We start from the raw sequence: 20,862 nt of genomic DNA, 5'->3' as shown, positions 1-20,862 counted from the left end.
AAGGCGCGGGGCAAACGGTCATTCGGCCGCGACCTGGCGCGGCTTCAGCATGTCCTTGAGATAGCGCCCGGTATGGCTGGCCTCGCAGGCCGCGACCTCTTCGGGCGTGCCCTCGGCCACGATCCGGCCGCCGCCATCGCCGCCCTCGGGGCCGATGTCGATGATCCAGTCGGCGGTCTTGATGACGTCGAGGTTATGCTCGATCACCACGACCGTGTTGCCCTGATCGACCAGCTCGTGCAGCACCTCGAGCAATTTCCGCACATCCTCGAAATGCAGCCCCGTGGTCGGTTCGTCGAGGATGTAAAGCGTGCGCCCCGTCGCACGTTTCGACAGTTCCTTCGACAGCTTCACCCGCTGCGCCTCGCCGCCCGACAGCGTCGTCGCCTGCTGGCCGACCTTGATATAGCCCAGGCCCACATGCATCAGCGCGTCCATCTTCTCGCGGATCGAGGGTACCGCCTTGAAGAAGTCCTGCGCATCCTCGACCGTCATGTCGAGGACATCGGCAATGCTTTTGCCCTTGAACCGGATCTCAAGGGTTTCGCGGTTATACCGTGCCCCATGACACGTTTCGCAAGTCACATAGACATCGGGCAGAAAGTGCATCTCGATCTTGATGACGCCGTCGCCCTGGCAGGCCTCGCAGCGCCCGCCCTTGACGTTGAAGCTGAAGCGCCCTGGTTTATAGCCGCGCGCCTTGGCCTCGGGAAGCCCGGCGAACCAGTCGCGGATTGGCGTGAAGGCGCCGGTATAGGTGGCGGGGTTTGACCGCGGCGTGCGGCCGATGGGCCGCTGGTCGATGTCGATCACCTTGTCGAGCTGATCCAGCCCCTTGATCGTCTCGCAGGGCGCGGGCGTCTGGCGCGCGCCGTTCAGACGCATCGAGGCGGTCTTGAACAGGGTCTCGATGGTCAGGGTCGACTTGCCGCCGCCCGACACGCCGGTGACGCAGACGAACTTGCCCAGGGGAAAGCGCGCGGTCACCTCGTGCAGGTTGTTGCCGGTGGCCTTGACCACGGTCACCGCCTTGCCGTTGCCCGGGCGCCTCTCGGCCGGCACCGCAATCTCGCGCGTGCCCGACAGGTACTGCCCGGTGACCGAGGCCGGGTCGGCCGCGATTTCCTCGGGCGTGCCGCGCGACACGATCTGCCCGCCATGCACCCCCGCGCCGGGCCCCAGATCCAGCACGTAATCGGCCTCGCGGATCGCCTCTTCGTCATGTTCGACCACCAGCACCGAATTGCCCTGGTCGCGCAGGTTCTTCAGCGTGGTCAGAAGCCGCCCGTTGTCGCGCTGATGCAGCCCGATCGAGGGTTCGTCCAGCACGTACAGCACGCCCGTCAGCCCCGACCCGATCTGGCTGGCCAGCCGGATCCGCTGGCTTTCGCCGCCCGACAGCGTGCCCGAGTTCCGCGCCAGCGTCAGGTAGTCGAGCCCCACATTGTTCAGGAATCCCAGCCGCTCGCGGATTTCCTTGAGGATCGCGCGGGCGATCTCGTTCTTCTGGTTGGTCAGGTGCTCGGGCACCGTCTGCACCCAGGCATGGGCCTCGCGGATCGACATCTGGACCACCTGGCCCACATGCAGCCCGGCGATCTTGACCGCCAGCGCCTCGGGCCGCAGACGGTAGCCGCCGCAGCTCTGGCAGGGGCGGTTGTTCTGGTAGTTCTCGAACTCCTCGCGGACCCAGGCGCTGTCGGTCTCGCGGTAGCGGCGTTCCATGTTGGGGATCACCCCCTCGAAGGGGCGCGTGACCTGATAGACCCGCCCGCCCTCGTCATAGCGGAACGGGATCTCCTCCTCGCCCGAGCCGCGCAGGAAGACCTGCTGCACCTTCGCGGGCAGGTCCTTCCACGGCGTGTCGCGCTGGAACCCGTAATGCCGGGCGATGGCCTCGATAGTCTGGCGGAAATAGGGCGACTTGCCCTTGCGCCAGGGCGCGATGGCGCCGTCATAAACGGTCAGCGCGGCATCGGGCACCACGAGACGTTCATCGAAGAAAAGCTCCACCCCCAGCCCGTCGCAATCGGGGCAGGCGCCGAAGGGCGCGTTGAAGGAAAACAGCCGAGGCTCGATCTCGGGGATGGTGAAGCCGCTGACCGGACAGGCGAAATTCTCGGAGAAGACGATCCGTTCGGGGTCACCCTCGGCGGGCGCGGTTTCCAGCACCGCGATCCCGTCGGCCAGATCCAGCGCGGTGCGGAAGCTGTCGGCGAGCCGGGTCCCGATGCCCTCCTTCACCACGATCCGGTCGACCACCACGTCGATGTCGTGGCGAAACTTCTTGTCGAGAGTCGGCGGCTCGTCCAGCTCGTAGAACTGGCCGTCGACCTTGACGCGCTGAAAGCCCTGCTTGCGCAGCTCGATGAATTCCTTGCGGTATTCGCCCTTCCGGTCGCGGATGATCGGGGCCAGCAGATGGGCGCGGGTGCCGGGCTCCATCGCTAGGACGCGGTCGACCATGTCCTGTACCTGCTGGGCCTCGATCGGCAGGCCGGTCGCGGGACTGTAGGGCGTGCCCGCCCGGGCAAAGAGCAGCCGCAAATAGTCGTAGATCTCGGTCACCGTGCCAACGGTCGAGCGCGGGTTCTTCGAGGTCGTCTTCTGTTCGATGGAAATCGCCGGGCTCAGCCCGCTGATATGATCGACATCGGGCTTTTCCATCATGTCGAGGAATTGCCGCGCATAAGCCGACAGGCTCTCGACATAGCGCCGCTGGCCCTCGGCATAGATGGTGTCGAAGGCCAGGCTCGACTTGCCCGAGCCCGACAGCCCGGTGATCACCACCAGCGCGTCGCGCGGAATGTCGACATCGACGTTCTTGAGATTGTGCTCGCGCGCGCCGCGCACTTCGATCTGCTTCAGCTCGGCCATCGCTGCCCCCGAAAATACTGGTGAAGAAATAGTTGACCCAAGGGCGATCTCCAACCGGAAAATGAGAACAGGCCGCGAACATTTCCGTGCCTCTGACTGCGTCGGGATGCCGGATTAACATTCGGGCAGGGAATCATATATTTCGGGCGACCAATCCAGGACAGGAGCGCACAATGTTCAAGTGGTTCGACCTCATCGCGCGAGTCTACCCATATATCGAAGAGATTCGCCCCAAGGATGCCAGCGTCCACGCCGAAAAGGGCGAACTGACCCTGATCGACGTGCGCGAGGCCCACGAGGTCGCCCGCTTCGGCAAGGCCAAGGGTGCGATCCACATCCCGCTGATCATGATCCGTCACAAGGCCAATGCCGCAAGCCCACATCACGACCCCGCCCTGGATCCCAGCAAGAGCTTCGCGATCTATTGCGAGACCGGCAACAAGGCCATCGAGGCGGCCCGGATGATGAAAAAGATGGGCTTTGACGACGTCTATTGCATGGGCGCCTTCCGCGAGTGGCTGAACGCAAAGCTGCCGGTCGAGAAGTAACCGCCCGTCCCGAAGGGCGGACTCGTCCCGACGCGCAACAAGGCCCGGACATATCGCCCGGGCCTTTCGTTCGTCTTCGGGATACCCGATCGGTCCGAGGCTCAGAAGTGGATCGCGCGATCCCACGCGTCCAGAACGGATTCGTGCATCATCTCGCTCAGCGTCGGGTGCGGGAAGACGGTTTCCATCAGGTCGGCTTCGGTGGTCTCCAGCTGACGGCCGATCACATAGCCCTGGATCAGTTCCGTAACCTCGGCGCCGATCATGTGGGCGCCCAGAAGCTCGCCGGTCTTCGCATCGAAGACGGTCTTGACCATGCCCTCGGCCTCGCCAAGGGCAATCGCCTTGCCATTGCCGATGAAGGGGAAACGGCCGACCTTGACCTCGTGGCCCTTCTCCTTGGCCTTCGCCTCGGTCAGCCCGACGCTCGCGACCTGCGGATGGCAATAGGTACAGCCCGCGATGGAGCCCGGCTTGATCGGATGGGGCTTTTGCCCCGCGATCAGCTCGGCCACCATGACGCCTTCATGGCTGGCCTTGTGGGCGAGCCAGGGCGCGCCCGCCACGTCGCCGATGGCGTAAAGCCCTTCGACCCCGGTCCGGCAATACTCGTCGGTGACGACATGGGTGCGGTCGATCTTGACGCCCAGATCCTCGAGCCCCAACCCTTCGACATTGCCGACGATGCCGACGGCGGAAATCACGGTATCGACCTCGATCTTCTCGGTCTTGCCGTTCTGTTCGACATGGGCGACGACCGTGTCGGCGCCGCGATCCAGCTGTTTGACCGTTGCCTTCTCGCGGATGGTCATGCCCTGCTTTTCGAACTGTTTCTTCGCGAAAGCCGAGATCTCGGCATCCTCGACCGGAAGGATTCGGTCCATCACCTCGACCACGGTGGTCTCGGCGCCGAGCGTGTTGAAGAAGCTGGCGAACTCGATCCCGATGGCACCCGAGCCGATGACCAGCAGCTTCTTCGGCTCGTGCGGCGGCTGCAGCGCGTGCTTGTAGGACCAGACCCGCTTGCCGTCGGCCTCGAGCCCCGGCAGGTTCCGCGCCCGGGCGCCGGTGGCCAGAACGATGGCCTTCGCGGTCAGCTCTTCGGTGCCGTTGTCGGTCTTGACCGAAACGCGCCCCCTGGCGAGCAGCGTGGCCTCGCCCATCACCACGGTGACCTTGTTCTTCTTCAGCAAATGCCCGACGCCCGAGGCCAGCTGTTTGGCCACCCCGCGCGAGCGCTTGATCACGGCGGGCAGGTCATAGCCGATGCCCTCGGCCTTCAGCCCGAACTCCCTGGCGCGGTGCATCAGGTGGAACACCTCGGCCGAGCGCAACAGCGCCTTGGTGGGGATGCAACCCCAGTTGAGACAGATGCCCCCCAGATGCTCGCGTTCGACGACGGCGACGCTGAGCCCCAGCTGGGCGCCGCGGATCGCGGCCACATACCCGCCCGGCCCCGCGCCGATGACGATCATGTCGAAGTTACGCGCAGCCATGGCGCCCCCCTGTTCCGGTTCCCGTTTTCTCTTGCCCGCATGCGGCCTTCCCAAGCCGACGCGTATCGCAGCCGGGCCCGCAGGCGGGCCGGCAGCGTCGTTTTCTGTGTGGATCCGCCTCAGGCCGAGGCGCGCATCTCGTCCAGACAGGCGCCGTAGCCGCCACGCTCGAGGAAGGCGACCTCTTCCTCGGACGAGCCGCGATGCAGCGCGGCATTGCGGAACGGGAAGCGGCCGAAGCGGCGGATCAGCTCGCGATGGGCCTTGGCATGAAGCAGGTTGTCGGCGCCGGTCTCGGGCATGCGGGTCAGCATCAGGCGGACGCAGCGGTCCTGGTCCATCAGGCATTCCGAATGCATCAGCGGCATGTAGAAGAACTGCCGCTCGGGCTCGGGGTAGCGCATGTCGAAATTATGCTCGATCGCCTGCTTGGCGGCGGCGCGCGCCAGCACGTCGGTCGCGAAGGAGCGCCAGTCGCCGCGGAACATGTTGCGCGGGAACTGATCGGTCAGGATCAGGAAGGCGAAGGCGCCCACGGGGTTGGTGGACCAGTCGTGGAACTCGCCGGAATGGGCCGCTTCCCAGTCGCTCTTGAAACGCTCGGTGATGGCGGCATCGACCTCGGGGTCGGCCTTGTACCAGCCCTCGGGGCCGACCTCTTCCATCCAGAACCTGATGATCTGTTCGCGTCGCGGCATCTGATCCTCCTCGCGCGTAGGGTGCCTGTTCGTGCTGGCCCGGATCGTTTCAGATTTGGCCGGGCGGTTCAAGCCGTCGAACCGGTCAGCCCGGCGATTGCGCCGGGCCGGAGGGCGGCGTCGGTCCCTGGTCTTCCTGGGCGGCCTCGATGGCAACTTCCTGGGCCACTTCGACCGCGACCGGCGTGGCCGAGGGCAGCACCGGCGCGTAGCTGCCGGTGGCGTCGACCGGCACCGGGGCGCGCTGGGTCATCCGGAAGGCGGTGAAGACCGCCAGCGAGGCCATCAGCACCGCGATGAAGAGGAAGAAGCCCAAAGGCCCGATGGTGCCCATCGCCCAGCCGGTCACCAGCGGCCCGACGATCGCTCCGACGCCGTTGAGAAACAGCATGCCCCCCGAGGCCGCGGCCATGTCCTCGGGTTGAAGGTAGTCGTTGGTATAGGCGATCAGCAGCGAATAGAGCGGGTTCGACATGCCGCCGATCACGAAGGCCGCGGCCAGCAGGGCGCTGTAGCTGCCGCCGACCAGCATCGCGGCACCCGCGGCGGCGGCGCCGGTGGCGGCGGCCGCAAGGATCAGGGTGCGCCGGTCGATCCGGTCCGAGAGCCAGCCGATCGGGTATTGAAAGAGCAGCCCGCCCAGATAGATCGCGGCGACGAAGGCCGAGATCTCGGCCACCGACAGCCCGGCCTCGGACCCGAAGACCGAGGCCATCCCGAACAGCGCCGAGAACACGCCCCCCATCAGGAACACCCCGACCGTCCCCGTGGGCGAGGTGCGGATCAGGTCGCGCAGCTTCATGGGTTTCGCGGTTTCGAAGGGCGGCGTCGGGCTGACCGACAGCAGGATCGGCGCGAACGAGATCGACACCAGCACCGAGGGGATGATGAACAGGATGAACCCGCCCGGATCGGCGGTCAGCAACAGCCCCTGCGCCGCGACGATGCCCGCCATCTGGGTGATCATGTAAAGCGACAGCGCCTGCCCCCGCGTCTCGTTCGAGGCGGAGTTGTTCAGCCAGCTTTCGGCGGTGACATAGACGCCCGAGAAACAGAACCCGATCAGGACGCGCCCGATGGTCCAGGCGACGGGATCGGTCCAGGCCGGATAGAGGATCAGGACGGCCGATATGAACGAGCCGAGCGCCGCGAAGACACGGATATGCCCGACCCGGCGGATCATTTCCGGCGCCAGCCGCGAGCCCCCGAGGAAGCCCACGAAATAGGCCGACATGACGATGGACATCTCGTAGGTCGAGAAGCCCTCGATCCCGCCGCGGATCCCCAGCAGCGTGCCCTGGATGCCGTTGCCCACCATAAGCAAAAGAATGCCCAGCAGCAGGGCCCAGGAGCTGGCCAACACCTTCAACACGGAAACGTCCTTTCGAGATCTTGCAGTCTTGCGGTCTTACGCGGTCGGGGCGGAGGGGGGATGCCCCGGGCGACCGCTGTCCAGCCGGTCCCGACCCGGCGGAATCAGAAGCGACGCGTCGCCATAGGAGAAGAAACGATACCCATGTTCAACCGCATGAAGGTAAATATTCCGGATACATCCGACCCCCATCAGCGCGGAAACCAGCATCAGGAGCGTCGAGCGCGGCAGGTGGAAATTGGTGATCAGCGCATCGGTCATCCGGAACCGGTATCCCGGGCGGATGAAGATGTCGGTCTCGCCCCGCCAGGGCGCGATCCGGCCGGTCTCGTCGGCGGCGGTCTCGATCAGCCGCAGCGCGGTGGTGCCGACCGGAACGATCCGCCCGCCCGCCGCACGGGTGGCGTTGATCTCGGCCGCGGCGGTCTCGGACACCTCGCCCCATTCGGCATGCATCCGGTGGTCGGACACGTCGTCGACCTTGACCGGCAGGAAGGTCCCTGCCCCCACATGCAGCGTCACATGGCTGAAGGCCACGCCCCTGGCGGCCAGCGCCGCCAGCAGCGGCTCGTCGAAATGCAGGGATGCCGTGGGCGCCGCGACCGCGCCGGGCCGCGCGGCCCAGACCGTTTGGTAGTCCTCGCGGTCCTGCGCGTCGGCTGGGCGGCGGGCGGCGATATAGGGCGGCAGCGGCATCGCGCCGGCCTCGGCCAGCGCCGCGTCGAAGGCGGCCCCCGCACAGTCGAAGGCCAGCGTCACGTCCTCGGCTCCGCGCGCCGCGACCTCGGCCGAGAGCGCGTCGGAGAACCGGATCCGGTCGCCCGGTTTCAGCTTTTTCAGCGGCCGCGCCATCGCCCGCCACTGCCCGCCCGCCGCCGGTTCCATCAGCGTGACCTCGACCCGGGCCTCGGCCGGTCCCTGACCCGTCTGGCGCAGCCGCTGGCCCGACAGCCGCGCCGGGATCACCCGCGTGTCGTTCAGGATCAGCCGGTCGCCCGGCCCCAGCAGATCGACGAGGTCGCGCACCTGCAGGTCGCGGATCGTGTCGCCCTCGGCCACCAGCAGCCGGGCCGACGAGCGGGGCCGGGCCGGGCGCGTGGCGATCAGCGCCTCGGGCAGGTCGAAATCGAAATCGGAAAGTTTCATGGCGTCTCTTTAAGGGTCGGCGCCGGGCGACGGAAGAGCTCGCGGAACATGCCGGGCGTCAGGATCGACAGCGGGTTCACCCCGACCTCGGGATCGGCGGGATTGCCCTTCAGCGAGAAGTTGAACCCCAGAAGCCCCTCGCCCTTCCGGGTCAGGACCGACCCGATGCCGTTGAACATGTAGACCGGCGACAGCACGCCGCGGAAATCCATCCGCTTCGAGCCCGTCAGGTAGACCCCCTGCAGCGACACCCCCAGCGACGGCCCGACGGCGCTGCCCTCGCGGATCTCGACCGCGCCCGGCACCAGACGGAACTGCGCCTCGACATTGGTGAAAGCGAGCCCGTCGCCGTCGAGCAGTTCCAGCAGCCCCACCACCGAAATCGCGCTGAGCAGCTCGACCGTCACCGGCGTGCCGCCGACCCGGAGATTCTCGATATGGGCGGTGCCATCGTAATGGCCGGGCTTGCCGGCCGGATTCAGCACCAGATCGAGCGTGCCGCCGCTGGCGCGCCGGTAGATCCCGGCCGCCCCGAGCACCGCCCCCGCATCCGAGGCCCGTACCCGCACCGCCATGCCCGCGCGCGCCGGAACCAGCGTGGCCTCGATGGGCGCCGCCCCTGCCACGAGGCCGGTCACCTGGCCCGAGGCGCCGTTCACCTGGCCGCGCACCCGGGTCAGCTCGATCCCGTCGCCGACCCGCACCCGGTCGAGCGCCACCGCGATCGCGCCCGAGCCCGCCCCCGCGCCGCCGCCGATCGGCGCCCCGGCCAGATCGGCGGTACCCCCGGTGATCGCCACCGCCGGGGCCTTGCCCGCGCCCTGGCCGGTCAGCGTCACCGAAGCGTCGAGCCAGCCGCCCAGCCGCACCCGCGAGAACCGCGCCACGTCGAGCCCGCCGCCGGGCTTGAGCGTAATGTCGCCCTCCGCAGAGAGGCCCGGCGCCTCGAAGCTCAGGCTCTCGACAGAGGGCGTCTCGCCAAGCACCGCCGCAAGCTCCAGCCGCCCGGTCCGGTCCGGCGCCTTCGACCAACGAAGCGCGTCGAGCCGCAGCCCCAGCCCCGCCAGATCCGAGGTCAGAGTCAGCGCGGGCGGCGCATCCGGGGCAAGCGTCAGCGCGAAGGCCCCGCGCGCGGCGCCGCTCAGGCTGTCATCGGGCAGGCCAAGGCCGAAGGCCGCGTTGGCGCGTTGCGAAAGCTCGACCGAACCGGTGACCTGCGACGCGGCCCCGGCGCCGGTCGGCCGGGTCCAGGCCGCGCGCAGCGGCACGCCGTCAAGCGCCGCCTCGCCCGCGATCGACACCGCGTCCTCATCGGCCCGAAACTCGAGCGCCGCGGCCTCCAGACGTCGGCCCGGGACCAGCGTGTCCGAGACCACGTCGCTCAGAACCCCCTCGACCCGATAGCCGATCTCGGTCAGCGGAAGGTCGCGGATCAGCGGCAGCCGCAGCTCCGCCGACAGGCGCGCGCGCCCCTCGGCCGGGTCCTCGGGCAGGGTGACGCGGGCGCCCAGCCGCACCGGCGGCAAGTCGGTCAGCGCCAAAGCCGCCGGGATCGTGCCGTCGGTTTTCAGCCGGAACACGGCGCGGGCCGGATCTTCGGTGACGTCGGGCACCTGCAGGGTCGAGCCCGCAACGTCCACCGTCCCGCCTTCGGGTGCCTCGACCGTGCCGCCCTCGACAGACACGGTCAGCGTCCGGTCGTCGATCGCCAGATAGCCGCGCCCGCCCTGCAGCGGCGGCATCTCGGGCAGGAATTTGACCTCGGCGCCGCGGATGCGCGCCCCGAGCGCCGCCCGCACCGTTCCGTCGGGCGGCCGCCGCAGACCCAGATGGGCGTCGTAAAGCTCGCCCGCCGACAGCGCGCGGTCCAGCCAGTGCCGCGCGCCCTTCGCCACCGTCACCGGCCAGAGCGCCAGCAGGCGCCGGTAGTCGACCCGGTCGAGATCGGCGCTCATCGCCACGTCCCAGCCCTCGGGCAGCGCCCGCACGCGCCCCGAGGCGCGATAGGCGGCATCGCCATCCATCAACACCAGCTGCCCGATCCGCGCCTCGAACGGATCGAGCTGAAACTTGATGTCGAGCGCGCCGCCCGTAAACGCCGCCGGACGCTCGAACACGCCATCGGGGTCGAGCCCGACCTCGCTGAAGCGGACCTGCGCCACCACCGCCTCGGGCCAGCCGCCCTCGCGCGCGACCAGATCGGCATGGCCTTCGCCCGAAAGCCGCAGGGCCGAGGTGTCGAGCGACAGCCGCCCAAGCTCGATCCGGCCACTTTGCGCGTTGTAGGTGAAATAGCTTTGCGCCGAATCGAACCGGATCGGTACCGCGCCGCCCGGCGGGGTCAGCGCGCCCTGCCCGATTTCCAGCGAGGCGCTCAGATCGCCGATCTTCCCGGCGGCGTCGATCTGGCTGCGTATCGCCCCCGAGATCGGTGCCTCGATCAGCCTGAGCGGCGCCAGCGCGGGCGACTGGGTGGCGATGTCGGCCGAGGGCACGTCCGAGAAGCTGGCCGAGAACCGCGCCGCCGGGCTGCCCTTCGACGAGGTGAAGCCGAAGGCGAATTCCGAGGCGACAGGGGCCGAGCCCCGCAGCGAGAAGAAGGCCTGCACCGCGACCGTCTCGGCGGTCTGATCCAGCGTCATCAGCCCGTTCTCGACCCGCCAGGTGCGGCCCGCCCGGGCATCGACATAGGTCAGCGCCAGCCCCTCGACGCTGACCGCGCGCAATGGCGCGAGCGCGGGCGTGTCGAAGGCGCGGTCGATCTCGTCAAGCACCTCGGCCACGCTGCCGCCAAGGCTGAACGGCGCCCCGGTGCCGCCAAGCGCAAGGTCTATGACCCCGTCGGCGCCGCGGCGCAGGGTGAGATCGGCGCCCGTCAGTGCCAGATTTGAGACCTCGAGCCGCCGCTGCAGCAGCGCGCGCCCGTCGAGCCGCGCATCGGCCCGGGGCAGGCGCAGCACCTGGCGCCCGGCGGCATCGGTCAGCGTCACGCCGCCCAGATGCACCTGCGGGGACTCGTTGCGCGAGAGGCTCACGCCCACCCGGTCGAGCCGCAGCACCAGCGGCGACAGACCGGCATTGACCTGCGCCTCGATCCGCGCGGTCGCCCAGTCGGGCAGCGTCACCGTGCGTTCGCTCAGCACCAGCGCCAGCAGCCCCAGCGCGCCCGCCAGCATGCCAAGGCCGATCAGCACCCAGAGCCCGAAGCGCTGATGCGGATGCAGCCCGGAAGGATCCGAGGGGGTGTCTGTGTCGCTCATGCCTCCGGGCGCCCCGCCGCAGCGCGGCCCGCCCGCTCCCGTCTTGCCCGCCTGCCCGCGGCGGCTATTCTTTGCCCCGTCGCGCTACACCGTCGCGCTACACCGATGGCGCCCATCTGCCAACCCGTCCCGCCCGTCCTATCCGGGCCCCGAGGAAAGAGTTGACCATGACCGAGACCGGCCAGACCGCCCCCGATTTCACCCTGCCTCAGGATGCGGGCGACCCCGTGACCCTGTCGGCGCAGCGCCCGGCGCCCGTGGTGCTGTATTTCTATCCCAAGGATGACACGTCGGGATGCACGAAGGAAGCCATCGCCTTTTCCGGCCTGCTGGCCGAATTCGAGGCGGCGGGCGCGCGCGTCTTCGGCATCTCGAAGGACAGCGTCGTCAAGCATGGCAAGTTCCGCTGCAAGCACGAGCTCAGCGTGCCGCTTCTGTCCGACGAGGCCGGGGATGTCTGCGAGCGCTACGGCGTCTGGGTCGAGAAATCGATGTATGGCAAGACCTATATGGGCATCGAGCGCGCGACCTTCCTGATCGACGGCGAGGGCCGCATCGCCCGGATCTGGCGCAAGGTGAAGGTGCCGGGCCATGCCGAAGAGGTGCTGGAGGCAGTCCGCGCGCTGTGACCGGGTCCTAGGAGCGTCGGAGGCCCCGCCCGGTGACGCCGACGCCCCCTGCCCCTTGCGAACACGGGCCCTTGCGAACACGGGCGGGGCGGACCGCGCCCCGTGCCTCTCGGCCTTTCAACCCGACCGTGTCAGACCCTGTGGCCCGGTCGCGACAGGTCCGGATTATCCGGATCGAACCTGTGAGGTTAATGCAACTCCCGCGTGTAAATCGGCAGGATTTCGCCGCCTTCCGCCTAAGTTTCACCCAAATGCCTGAAAAGGGCTTAAGAACCTTGCGATGGGACAGGGCTCTGAGTAGTCACGGGACAAAGGCGTCCCGGCTGCGGAGCGTCTGAACCGGACCGGAAACGGGCAGATGAGGCAGACATTGACGGCGCGATTCCTTCACCGCATCGATGTGGCGCTCGGGCGCTACCTTCCCGAAAAACGACTATTCCTCCGGTCCGACGACAGCACGCGTTTCGTCCGGTTGTCGCCTTTGACCCAGGCGGCGGCCCTCTCGGGCACGACGGCGCTTGTCGCCTGGACCATGGTAGCTAGCTCGATCCTGCTGATCGACCAGGTCGGTTCGGGCAATCTGCGCGATCAGGCCCGCCGCGAACAGGCGCTTTACGACAGCCGCCTGAATGCCATCGCCGCCGAGCGCGACCGCCGCGCCCAGGATGTGCGCGAGGCGCAGGACCGGTTCAACCTCGCGCTCGACGAGGTCTCGAAGATGCAATCCGCGCTGCTGGCCTCGGAAGAGCGCCGCCGCGAGCTGGAAACCGGGATGGCCGTGATCCAGAAGACGCTGCGCCGCACGCTTGCCGAACGCGACACCGCCCAAGGCCGCAGCCAGGAGCTGGCCGCGCAGCTGGCGGGCGAAACGGCGCCCGCCGAAGGGCCGCGCCCGGCCGATGTCCAGCAAACCCTCGCCTTCTTGACCGGCGCGCTCGACCAGACCGCCGAGGAACGCGACCGGATCGCCGCCGACGCGGCCTCGGCCTATGACATGGTCCGCACCATTTCCTACGAGCGCGAGCTTGACGCCGAACGCAACGACCAGATCTTCACCTCGCTCGAGGAGGCGCTGACGGTCTCGATGGCGCCGCTCGACAAGATGTTCAAGGCGGCGGGGCTGAACACCAAGTCCATCATCAACCGCGTGCGCCAGGGCTATTCTGGCGTCGGCGGCCCGCTGACGCCGCTGTCGGTCTCGACCAAGGGCGCCGCGGCCGACCTGACCCCCGACGAGATCCGCGCCCGCGCGATCATGGGCCGTCTCGACGAAATCAACATGTACCGGATCGCGGCCGAGAAGCTGCCCTTCGCCCAGCCCGTCAAGGCGGGCTACCGGCTGACCAGCCCCTTCGGCGTGCGCGAGCATCCGACGCTGGGCGGGCAGCGGATGCATGAAGGCACCGACATGGCCTCGGCCTATGGCACGCCGATCTACGCCACCGCCGACGGGGTGGTGGTCAAGGCGCAATGGGTGTCGGGCTATGGCCGCATGGTCGAGATCCGGCACGAATTCGGGATCGTCACCCGCTACGGTCACATGTCGAAGATCCGCGTCGAGGCCGGCCAAAGGGTCTCGCGCGGGGACCGGATCGGTGATATGGGAAGTTCCGGACGGTCGACCGGCACCCATCTTCACTATGAGGTGCGCGTCGACGGGAAACCCGTGAACCCGATGACCTATATCAAGGCAGCCAGAAATGTTTTCTAAGAGCAGGATCAACGAGCCCGGGCCCAAGGCCGGCGAGGCCGAGAAGGCGAAGGCATTCGAGACGCCCGCCGCTCCCCGCCCCGGCGACAGCCCTCTCCCCACGCCGCCCCGCGCCAAGCCGCCCGCCTCGATGCTGTCCTCCGACCTCGTCGTCACCGGCAATCTCAAGACCACCGGCGATATCCAGATCGAGGGCACCATCGACGGCGACATCTCGGCCCATCTGCTGACCGTCGGCGAGAATGCCACCGTGCGCGGCGAGGTCGTCGCCGATGACGTCGTGATCAACGGCCGGGTGATCGGCCGCGTGCGCGGGCTGAAGGTTCGCCTGACCTCGACCGCCCGGGTCGAGGGCGACATCATCCACAAGACCATCGCGATCGAGAGCGGCGCGCATTTCGAAGGCTCGGTGCAGCGCCAGGACGATCCGCTGAACACCGGCAAGCGGGTGCAATCCGCCCCGGCCGGACAAGCCGCGCAACCGCAGGCCCGCCCGCAGGGGACTGCCCCCGGCAAGCCCGGCGAGGGCGCGCCCAAGGCCTGAGACGAACCACGAGCTCCGGGGGGGAGGCCACAAGACCCCGCACCGACCCGACAAACGGGCGGGTGGGGTCTTGATCCTCCAGAGATGATCCCGACCGGGTCCGGCAACCGCCCGACCCTGACCGGGACGATCCGGTTCCCCGGAAGATCCGACAGGATCGAAGGCCGCCCCCCGCACGGGCGGCCTTTTTGTCGCGCCGCGCCCTGTCGGCCTGGATCGGGACGGTGACGCCCTCCGCGCCGGTCGGACCGCCCGGCCCGGCAAGCGTCGGCCGCAATCGCATCCCGCCGCGCTTCGGGAGAACCCTTCGCAGGCCCTGCGCCCGCGAAACGGCGCGGACCTCGCCTCGGGCCAGCGGCGACGTCCTGAAAGCCCCTCGTCAGTCTCGCGTCGGAGGACATCCAGGAGAGCGCCGAAATCCCGGCACGAGCGACGCGGTCCGCCGCCAGACCCGACCGGCCTCTTCCGCGCGCCAAAGCCGATCCGCCCGACAGCGCTGTGACCGAGGACAGGAACTGCGACCCCGCGATCCGGCGGGGCCGCCATTCCGTCTTTGGCGGGCCTCAAGACGCCCGCGCGGCAGTCCTGCCGGGGCCGATCACCAGCTGGTCAGCACCGCGCCGTGATATTTCTCGTCGATGAAGGCCTTCACCTCGGGGCTGTGATAGGCCTCGACCAGGGTCTTGACCCAGGGCTGGTCCTGATCGCCGTTGCGCGCCACGATGATGTTCACGTAGGGGCTTTCGGCCTTTTCCATCGCGATGGAATCGTCCTTGGGGCTGAGCCCCGCGGCGATGGCGTAGTTGGTGTTGATGACCGCGATATCGGCATCGGCCAGCGCGCGGGGCAGCTGGGCGGCGTCCAGTTCGAGGAATTTCAACCCCTTGGGGTTGTCCTGAACGTCAAGCGGGCTGGGCACCAGCCCGGTCCCCTCGGCCAGGGTGATCAGCCCCAGATCCTGCAGCAGCAGAAGCGCGCGGCCGCCATTGGTCGGATCGTTCGGGATCGCGACCTTGGCCTTTTCGGGCAGCGCGGCCAGATCCTCGATCTTGTCGGAATAGACCCCCATCGGCGTGGTGATGGTGGTCGCGATCTCGACCAGATCGAAGCCGCGATCCTTGATCTGGTTTTCCAGATAGGGGCGGTGTTGGAAGCTGTTGGCGTCGAGATCGCCATCGGCCAGAGCCTGGTTCGGCACGACATAGTCGGAGAACTCGACCACGTCGATATTCAGCCCGGCACCGGCGGCGACCTTGGCCACCTCTTCCATGATCTCGGCATGTTCGCCGGGCGAGACGCCGACACGGATGTCGTCGGCCATCGCGGCGGCGGCCGACAGGGCGAGGGCGGAAACGAGAGGGATCAGACGCAGCATCGGACGGTTCCTTTCTTGTCTGCGAGCGTTCAGTGGCCGCGGTTGCGCGGCGCGCGGCGGTCGACACGGGCGGCGATCCATTCGCCGGCCGATTGCACGATCTGCACCAGCACGATCAGGATCACGACGACGGCCAGCATCACGTCGGGCATGAAGCGCTGATAGCCGTAGCGGATGCCGAGATCGCCCAGCCCCTCGCCGCCGACCGCGCCGACCATGGCCGAATAGCCGATCAGGCTGACCACGGCGAGCGTGAGCCCAAGCGCGATGCCGGGCAGCGCCTCGCGCAGCAGCACCTTGCGGATGATCTGCAGGGGCGTCGCGCCCATCGCGCGGGCGGCCTCGATCAGGCCCGCATCGACCTCGCGGATCGCGTTCTCGACCAGCCGGGCGATGAAGGGCGTCGCCGCGATGGTCAAGGGCACGATGGCGGCATCGGTGCCGATCGAGGTGCCGACCAGCGCCCGGGTGAAGGGGATGATGGCCACGACCAGAATGATGAAGGGCACCGAGCGCGCGGCATTGACGACAAGCCCCAGCGCCTTGTTGACGAGCGGCGCCGACAGCAACTCGCCGCGTTGCGAGGTGGCCAGGAACACGCCCAGCGGCAGCCCGAAAACCGTGCCCAGCACCGCCGACACCGACACCATGTAAAGCGTCTGCAGCGTGGCCTCGATCAACAGCCCGATCAGGTTAGCCGACATAGCCCAGCACCTCCGTCGAAAGCCCGTGGCGGTTGAGATAGTCGCGCGCCTCGGGGCCACGCGCCGCGTCGATGGCGACCAGCAGGTTGCCGAAGGGCCGGGGGCCGATCTCTTCGATGGCGCCGGCCAGGATGTTGACGGCGATGCCCCGCTCGGCCGTCATTCGCGCCAGCATCGGATCGGTCGCGTGCGCCCCGGCAAAGGTGATGCGGACGATCTCTTCGGCCGGGCCATGGGGCCGGGTCTCGGTCATGCGGCCCGCGATGAAGCCCGGCAGGGTGATCCCGGTCACGCCCGACAGGAAGGACCGCGTCGTCGGATGCCGGGGCGTGACGAAGATGTCATAGGTCGCGCCAGCCTCGACGATCCGGCCCTGGTCGATCACCGCCATATGGCTGGCGATGTCGCGGACGACGGCCATCTCATGGGTGATCAGCAGGATGGTCAGCCCCAGATCGCGGTTGATGTCGCGCAGAAGCTCCAGCACCGTCCGCGTGGTTTCGGGGTCGAGCGCCGAGGTCGCCTCGTCCGACAGCAGCACCTTGGGCTGCGTGGCCAGCGCCCGGGCGATGCCGACCCGCTGTTTCTGCCCGCCCGACAGTTCGGCCGGATAGCGCTCGGCCTGCGCCTCGAGCCCGACCCGGGCGATCAGGTCGCGCACCCGGGGGCCGATCTCGGCAGCAGGCACGCCCGCGATTTCCAGCGGCAGGGCGATGTTGCCATGCACCGTGCGCGAGGACAGCAGGTTGAAATGCTGGAAGATCATGCCGACATCGCGGCGGATCGCCCGCAGGGCCGCACCGCGCGCCCGACCGACATCGCGCCCGCCCACGGTGACGGTGCCCGTGCTGGGGCGTTCGAGCCCGTTGACCATGCGCAGAAGCGTCGACTTGCCGGCACCCGAGCGGCCGATGATGCCGCAGATCTCGCCCGGCGCCACGCTCAGCGTGACATCGCTCAGGGCCGTGACCTGCCCCTTCCCACCGCCGGCATAGGATTTGCCCACGCCTTCAAAGCTGATCGTCGCCCCGGTCATGCCGTCCCGTTCCGCTGTCGCTGTCCGGGCTGTCGGGTGCCCCAAAGCCGCAGCGGACGCAACCCCACAGAGCCGCGGGCGCGCGAGAAAGCGGCCCCGAAAGGCCGAATAAGAACCGCCTCCCGACCCACCGTGGCCCGAGCCAAGACCATTCCGCCCGCCGCCGGGCCGGAGCACGATCCGTTCCGCCCTGCCCGCCCCGCCCCGGACAAACGGCCCCGGCCCCCGGTCGGGCGCGGGTCCTGCCGCCGCGTCAGTCGTCCGGTTGCGACCCTCGCTTCGCCCCCAAGGAACGCGGTAGGAACGCAGTTGAAATGCGCCGCCGGATCGTGTCCTTTGGCGCCGACCTTAAAGGAGAGACCCCGTGACCCTTCGGATGACGCGCCGTTCCGCGCTTGCCTGCGCCGTGGCTCTGACCGCCCTTCCCACCGCTGCCGCCGCCGAGGACGCCTGGCCGACCGCGCCGCTTCATGTCTATGTGGGCTTCCCCGCCGGGTCTTCGCCCGACACGCTGACCCGGATCGTGACCGAGCCCCTGGCCCAGCGGCTGGGCCAGCCCGTCGTGGTCGAGAACAAGCCCGGCGCGGGCGGGGTGATCGGCGTCCAGCAGATGCTGGCCAATGCGGGCGACGGCCTCAGCTTTGCCACCACCATCAACGGCCCGCTGACCACGGCCGCCCGGCTGATGAAATCGACGGGCTATGACGTGGCCACCGACATCGCCCCGGTCACGCTGATCGCGACCTCGCCGCTGGTGCTGGCGGTTTCGGCAAGTTCCGACTTCACCGATCTGGAAAGCTTCATCGCGGCGGCCGGGACCGAGCCCGAGTTTCTCAGCTACGGGTCGGTCGGCCAGGGGTCGGGCGCGCATCTGACGGCCGAGCTGTTCGCCGATGCCGCGGGCGTCAGCCTGCTTCACATCCCCTTCACCAGCTATGCCGAGGTCACCACCTCGATCGTCGGGGGCGAGATCGATGCGGGCTTCATGGCGCCCTCGGCCGCGCTGCCGCAGGTCGAGGCGGGGCGGATGCGGATGCTGGGCATCACCTCGGCCGAACCCTTCCCGCAGGCCCCCGACGTGCCGGTGCTGGCCGGTCGGGCCGGGCTGCCCGCAGATTTCCGGGCCGAGCTCTGGAACGCCTTCATCGCCCCCGCCGGGACCGACCCGGCCATCATCGCGCGGCTGAACACCGAAATCGGTGCGATCCTTGCCGATCCCGAGGTGCAACAGAAGCTGCTGGCCATCGGCTGGCAGGCCGCGCCCGGCACGCCCGGGGAACTGGCCGACCGGATCGCGGCCGACACCGCCATGTGGGGCGCGGTGATCGACCGGGTCGCGGCCAAGCCCTGAGGCACCCGCGCCGATGCAACGGGACCCGATGCACAGGGACTGGCCCGATATCCTGGGCGGGCTCGCCCTCGCCGCGATTGGCGCGGCGGCGGCGGGCTGGGCGCTAGCGCAATATGACATCGGCACCCTGCGCCGGATGGGGCCCGGCTTCTTTCCCGCCGTTCTGGGCGGGCTTCTGACCGTGCTTGGCCTCGTCGTGGCCCTGCCCGCGCTGCGCCGCCGGTCGGACGCGCCCGGCATCGAGCCGCTGGCGGCCCTTGCGGTGCTGGCCGCGATCCTCGTCTTCGGGCTCGGGCTTTTCCGGATCGGCCTTGTGGCCGCGACGGCGGCGGCGGTGCTGGTCGCCTCGCTTCCGGCGCCGCGTCCGGGCTGGGGCTGGCGGCTGGCACTGGCGGCGGCGATCGCGCTGCTGACGGTGCTGGTTTTCGGGTTCGGGCTTCGGATGAGCCTGCCCCTCTGGCCGCGCCTGCCATGACGACCTGGGAGGGGCTGCTTTACGGCATCGGGTTCGCGCTGCAGCCTGCGGTGCTGATCTATTGCGTGCTGGGCGTGGTGCTGGGCACCTTCGTCGGCGTGCTGCCCGGCATCGGCGCGATGGCGGCGATCTCGCTGCTGCTGCCGATCACCTATTACATCACCCCCGAAGCGGCGCTGATCATGCTGGCGGGGGTCTATTACGGCGCGCAATATGGCGGGTCGGTCGCCTCGATCCTGATGCGGCTTCCGGGCACGCCGCAATCGGCGGTGACCTCGCTTGACGGCTATCCGCTGGCCCGGCAGGGCCGGGCGGGGGTCGCGCTGTTCACGGCCATGGCCTCGTCCTTTGCGGGGTCCATGATCGGCATCGCGGTGCTGGTGACGCTTGCGGGGTGGCTGTCGCACACGGCGACCGCCTTCGGGGCCGCCGATTACGCCGCGATGATGATCCTCGGGCTGGTCGCCGCCTCGACCATCGGATCGTCCAGCCCGGCCAAGGGCTTTGCCATGGTGGTACTGGGCCTGCTGCTGGGCTGTGTCGGCACCGATGTCAATTCGGGGGTGCAGAGGTTCACATTCGGCCGGACCGAGCTTCTGGACGGCATCAATCTGGTGGCGCTGGCGATGGGTCTTTTCGGCGTGGCCGAGGTGATCGCGAATGTGCGCGATCCCGACCGTCAGGGCGTGACCGAAAGGATCGGCGGCCGCCAGCTTCTGCCCCGCCGCGACGACCTGAAACGGCTGCCGGGGCCGATGCTGCGGGGCAGCGCGCTTGGCAGCTTCTTCGGCGCCCTGCCCGGCACCGGCTCGACGCTGTCGTCCTTTCTGGCCTATGCGCTGGAACGCCGGGTATCGCGCACCCCGGAACGCTTTGGCGAAGGCGCCATCGAGGGCGTCTCGGCGCCCGAGTCGGCCAATAACGCTGCCGCGATCTCGGCCTTCGTGCCGACGCTGACCCTGGGGATACCGGGCGATCCGATCATGGCGCTGATGCTGGGCGCGCTGGTTATTCACGGCGTTCAGCCGGGACCCCTGATGCTGGAGGCCCGGCCCGAGATGTTCTGGGGGCTGGTCGCGAGCTTCGGTATCGGCAACCTGTTGCTGCTGGTGCTGAACCTGCCGCTGATCGGCATCTGGGTGGCGATGCTGCGCATCCCGTTCCGCTGGCTTTACCCCGCGATCCTGATCTTTCTCTGCCTCGGGGTCTATTCGGTGCGGGGCCTCTCGTTCGACATCCTGGCGGTCGCGGCCATCGGGCTTGCGGGCTATCTGCTGGCGCTGGCGCGCTTCAGCCCGGCGCTTTTGTTGCTGGGCTTCGTTCTCGGCCCGCTGATCGAGACCAACCTGCGCCGCGCCCTGCTGATCGGGCGGGGCGATCCGATGGTGTTTCTCGACCGCCCCATCGCGGCGGGATTCGTTCTTGCGACGGTCGGGCTGCTGGCGCTGTCGCTGGTGCAGGTCTGGCGGCGGCGCGCCCGCTGAGCCCGCCCCGCGCCGCGAAACCGCTCCTTTTCAAACCCTTGCCCGCGCCGCCTGCCGCTTTTAACGGCATGATAAGGTTTCAGGCGCAGAAATCGGGGCACGAGGCCGGGCTGTTGCCCCCCCCCCGACCGGCCCGAAGAGCCATCAGAAGGAGGC

Annotated in this window: 16 protein-coding genes; 7 read left to right on the top strand and 9 right to left on the bottom strand. The window is 68.6% G+C overall.

Annotated features, from left to right (window positions below; translation table 11 throughout):
- Positions 1-18: 18 nt before the first annotated feature.
- Positions 19-2,877 (bottom strand): excinuclease ABC subunit UvrA, encoded by a 2,859-nt coding sequence (uvrA, locus tag BYZ73_RS00305; protein ID WP_112314453.1) that lies wholly within the window; start codon positions 2,875-2,877, stop codon positions 19-21.
- A gap of 173 nt (positions 2,878-3,050) precedes the next feature.
- Between uvrA and BYZ73_RS00300 the strand changes: the two genes are divergently transcribed.
- Complete coding sequence (locus BYZ73_RS00300; RefSeq protein ID WP_108023303.1) at positions 3,051-3,425, top strand: rhodanese-like domain-containing protein; 375 nt, start codon at positions 3,051-3,053, stop codon at positions 3,423-3,425.
- A 101-nt stretch (positions 3,426-3,526) separates the two neighbouring features.
- Here BYZ73_RS00300 and lpdA read toward each other — a convergent pair whose 3' ends face one another.
- From lpdA to BYZ73_RS00275, 5 genes are all read right to left on the bottom strand, one after another.
- Complete coding sequence (gene lpdA, locus BYZ73_RS00295; protein WP_112314452.1) at positions 3,527-4,921, bottom strand: dihydrolipoyl dehydrogenase; 1,395 nt, start codon at positions 4,919-4,921, stop codon at positions 3,527-3,529.
- A gap of 119 nt (positions 4,922-5,040) precedes the next feature.
- Complete coding sequence (locus BYZ73_RS00290; RefSeq protein ID WP_108023299.1) at positions 5,041-5,619, bottom strand: DUF924 family protein; 579 nt, start codon at positions 5,617-5,619, stop codon at positions 5,041-5,043.
- Between the two features lie 85 nt (positions 5,620-5,704).
- The gene (locus BYZ73_RS00285; RefSeq protein WP_112314451.1) at positions 5,705-6,991 is read right to left on the bottom strand and encodes an MFS transporter; all 1,287 of its coding nucleotides are present in this window, start codon (positions 6,989-6,991) and stop codon (positions 5,705-5,707) included.
- Between the two features lie 36 nt (positions 6,992-7,027).
- Positions 7,028-8,137, bottom strand: coding sequence for a tRNA preQ1(34) S-adenosylmethionine ribosyltransferase-isomerase QueA (gene queA, locus BYZ73_RS00280; RefSeq protein ID WP_112314450.1), 1,110 nt, complete (start codon positions 8,135-8,137; stop codon positions 7,028-7,030).
- Complete coding sequence (locus tag BYZ73_RS00275; protein ID WP_112314449.1) at positions 8,134-11,397, bottom strand: YhdP family protein; 3,264 nt, start codon at positions 11,395-11,397, stop codon at positions 8,134-8,136. The genes queA and BYZ73_RS00275 overlap by 4 nt, the downstream gene beginning before the upstream one ends.
- A gap of 167 nt (positions 11,398-11,564) precedes the next feature.
- Between BYZ73_RS00275 and BYZ73_RS00270 the strand changes: the two genes are divergently transcribed.
- From BYZ73_RS00270 to BYZ73_RS00260, 3 genes are all read left to right on the top strand, one after another.
- On the top strand, positions 11,565-12,026 hold the full coding sequence (locus BYZ73_RS00270; RefSeq protein WP_112314448.1) for a peroxiredoxin: 462 nt from the start codon (positions 11,565-11,567) through the stop codon (positions 12,024-12,026).
- A 370-nt stretch (positions 12,027-12,396) separates the two neighbouring features.
- The gene (locus BYZ73_RS00265; protein WP_245943010.1) at positions 12,397-13,737 is read left to right on the top strand and encodes a M23 family metallopeptidase; all 1,341 of its coding nucleotides are present in this window, start codon (positions 12,397-12,399) and stop codon (positions 13,735-13,737) included.
- Positions 13,727-14,281 carry a bactofilin family protein gene (locus BYZ73_RS00260; protein ID WP_108023287.1) on the top strand — a complete coding sequence of 185 codons (555 nt, stop codon included), beginning with the start codon at positions 13,727-13,729 and terminating at the stop codon, positions 14,279-14,281. Before BYZ73_RS00265 ends, BYZ73_RS00260 begins: the two co-directional genes overlap by 11 nt.
- Positions 14,282-14,879: 598 nt before the next feature.
- On the opposite strand, the gene BYZ73_RS00255 is transcribed toward BYZ73_RS00260, so the two are convergent.
- From BYZ73_RS00255 to BYZ73_RS00245, 3 genes are read right to left on the bottom strand one after another with little or no spacing between them, the layout of a single operon-like run.
- The gene (locus tag BYZ73_RS00255; RefSeq protein WP_108023285.1) at positions 14,880-15,656 is read right to left on the bottom strand and encodes a MetQ/NlpA family ABC transporter substrate-binding protein; all 777 of its coding nucleotides are present in this window, start codon (positions 15,654-15,656) and stop codon (positions 14,880-14,882) included.
- Positions 15,657-15,685: 29 nt separating this feature from the next.
- Positions 15,686-16,360, bottom strand: a complete 675-nt coding sequence (locus BYZ73_RS00250) for a methionine ABC transporter permease (protein WP_108023283.1) — start codon at positions 16,358-16,360, stop codon at positions 15,686-15,688.
- Positions 16,350-17,396 (bottom strand): methionine ABC transporter ATP-binding protein, encoded by a 1,047-nt coding sequence (locus BYZ73_RS00245; protein WP_112314446.1) that lies wholly within the window; start codon positions 17,394-17,396, stop codon positions 16,350-16,352. The genes BYZ73_RS00250 and BYZ73_RS00245 overlap by 11 nt, the downstream gene beginning before the upstream one ends.
- A 364-nt stretch (positions 17,397-17,760) precedes the next feature.
- Here BYZ73_RS00245 and BYZ73_RS00240 point away from each other — a divergent pair, with 364 nt between their 5' ends.
- From BYZ73_RS00240 to BYZ73_RS00230, 3 genes are read left to right on the top strand one after another with little or no spacing between them, the layout of a single operon-like run.
- The gene (locus tag BYZ73_RS00240; RefSeq protein WP_146746237.1) at positions 17,761-18,747 is read left to right on the top strand and encodes a Bug family tripartite tricarboxylate transporter substrate binding protein; all 987 of its coding nucleotides are present in this window, start codon (positions 17,761-17,763) and stop codon (positions 18,745-18,747) included.
- A 13-nt stretch (positions 18,748-18,760) separates the two neighbouring features.
- Positions 18,761-19,222 (top strand): tripartite tricarboxylate transporter TctB family protein, encoded by a 462-nt coding sequence (locus BYZ73_RS00235; protein WP_112314444.1) that lies wholly within the window; start codon positions 18,761-18,763, stop codon positions 19,220-19,222.
- Complete coding sequence (locus tag BYZ73_RS00230) at positions 19,219-20,706, top strand: tripartite tricarboxylate transporter permease (RefSeq protein ID WP_112314443.1); 1,488 nt, start codon at positions 19,219-19,221, stop codon at positions 20,704-20,706. Before BYZ73_RS00235 ends, BYZ73_RS00230 begins: the two co-directional genes overlap by 4 nt.
- The last annotated feature ends 156 nt before the right edge of the window (positions 20,707-20,862 follow it).

The organism is Rhodovulum viride (assembly GCF_003265965.1).
GTDB classification, from domain to species: Bacteria; Pseudomonadota; Alphaproteobacteria; order Rhodobacterales; family Rhodobacteraceae; genus Rhodovulum; species Rhodovulum kholense.
The sequence above is the reverse complement of the archived record's forward strand: the minus strand, read 5'-3'. Positions and strand labels throughout refer to the sequence as shown.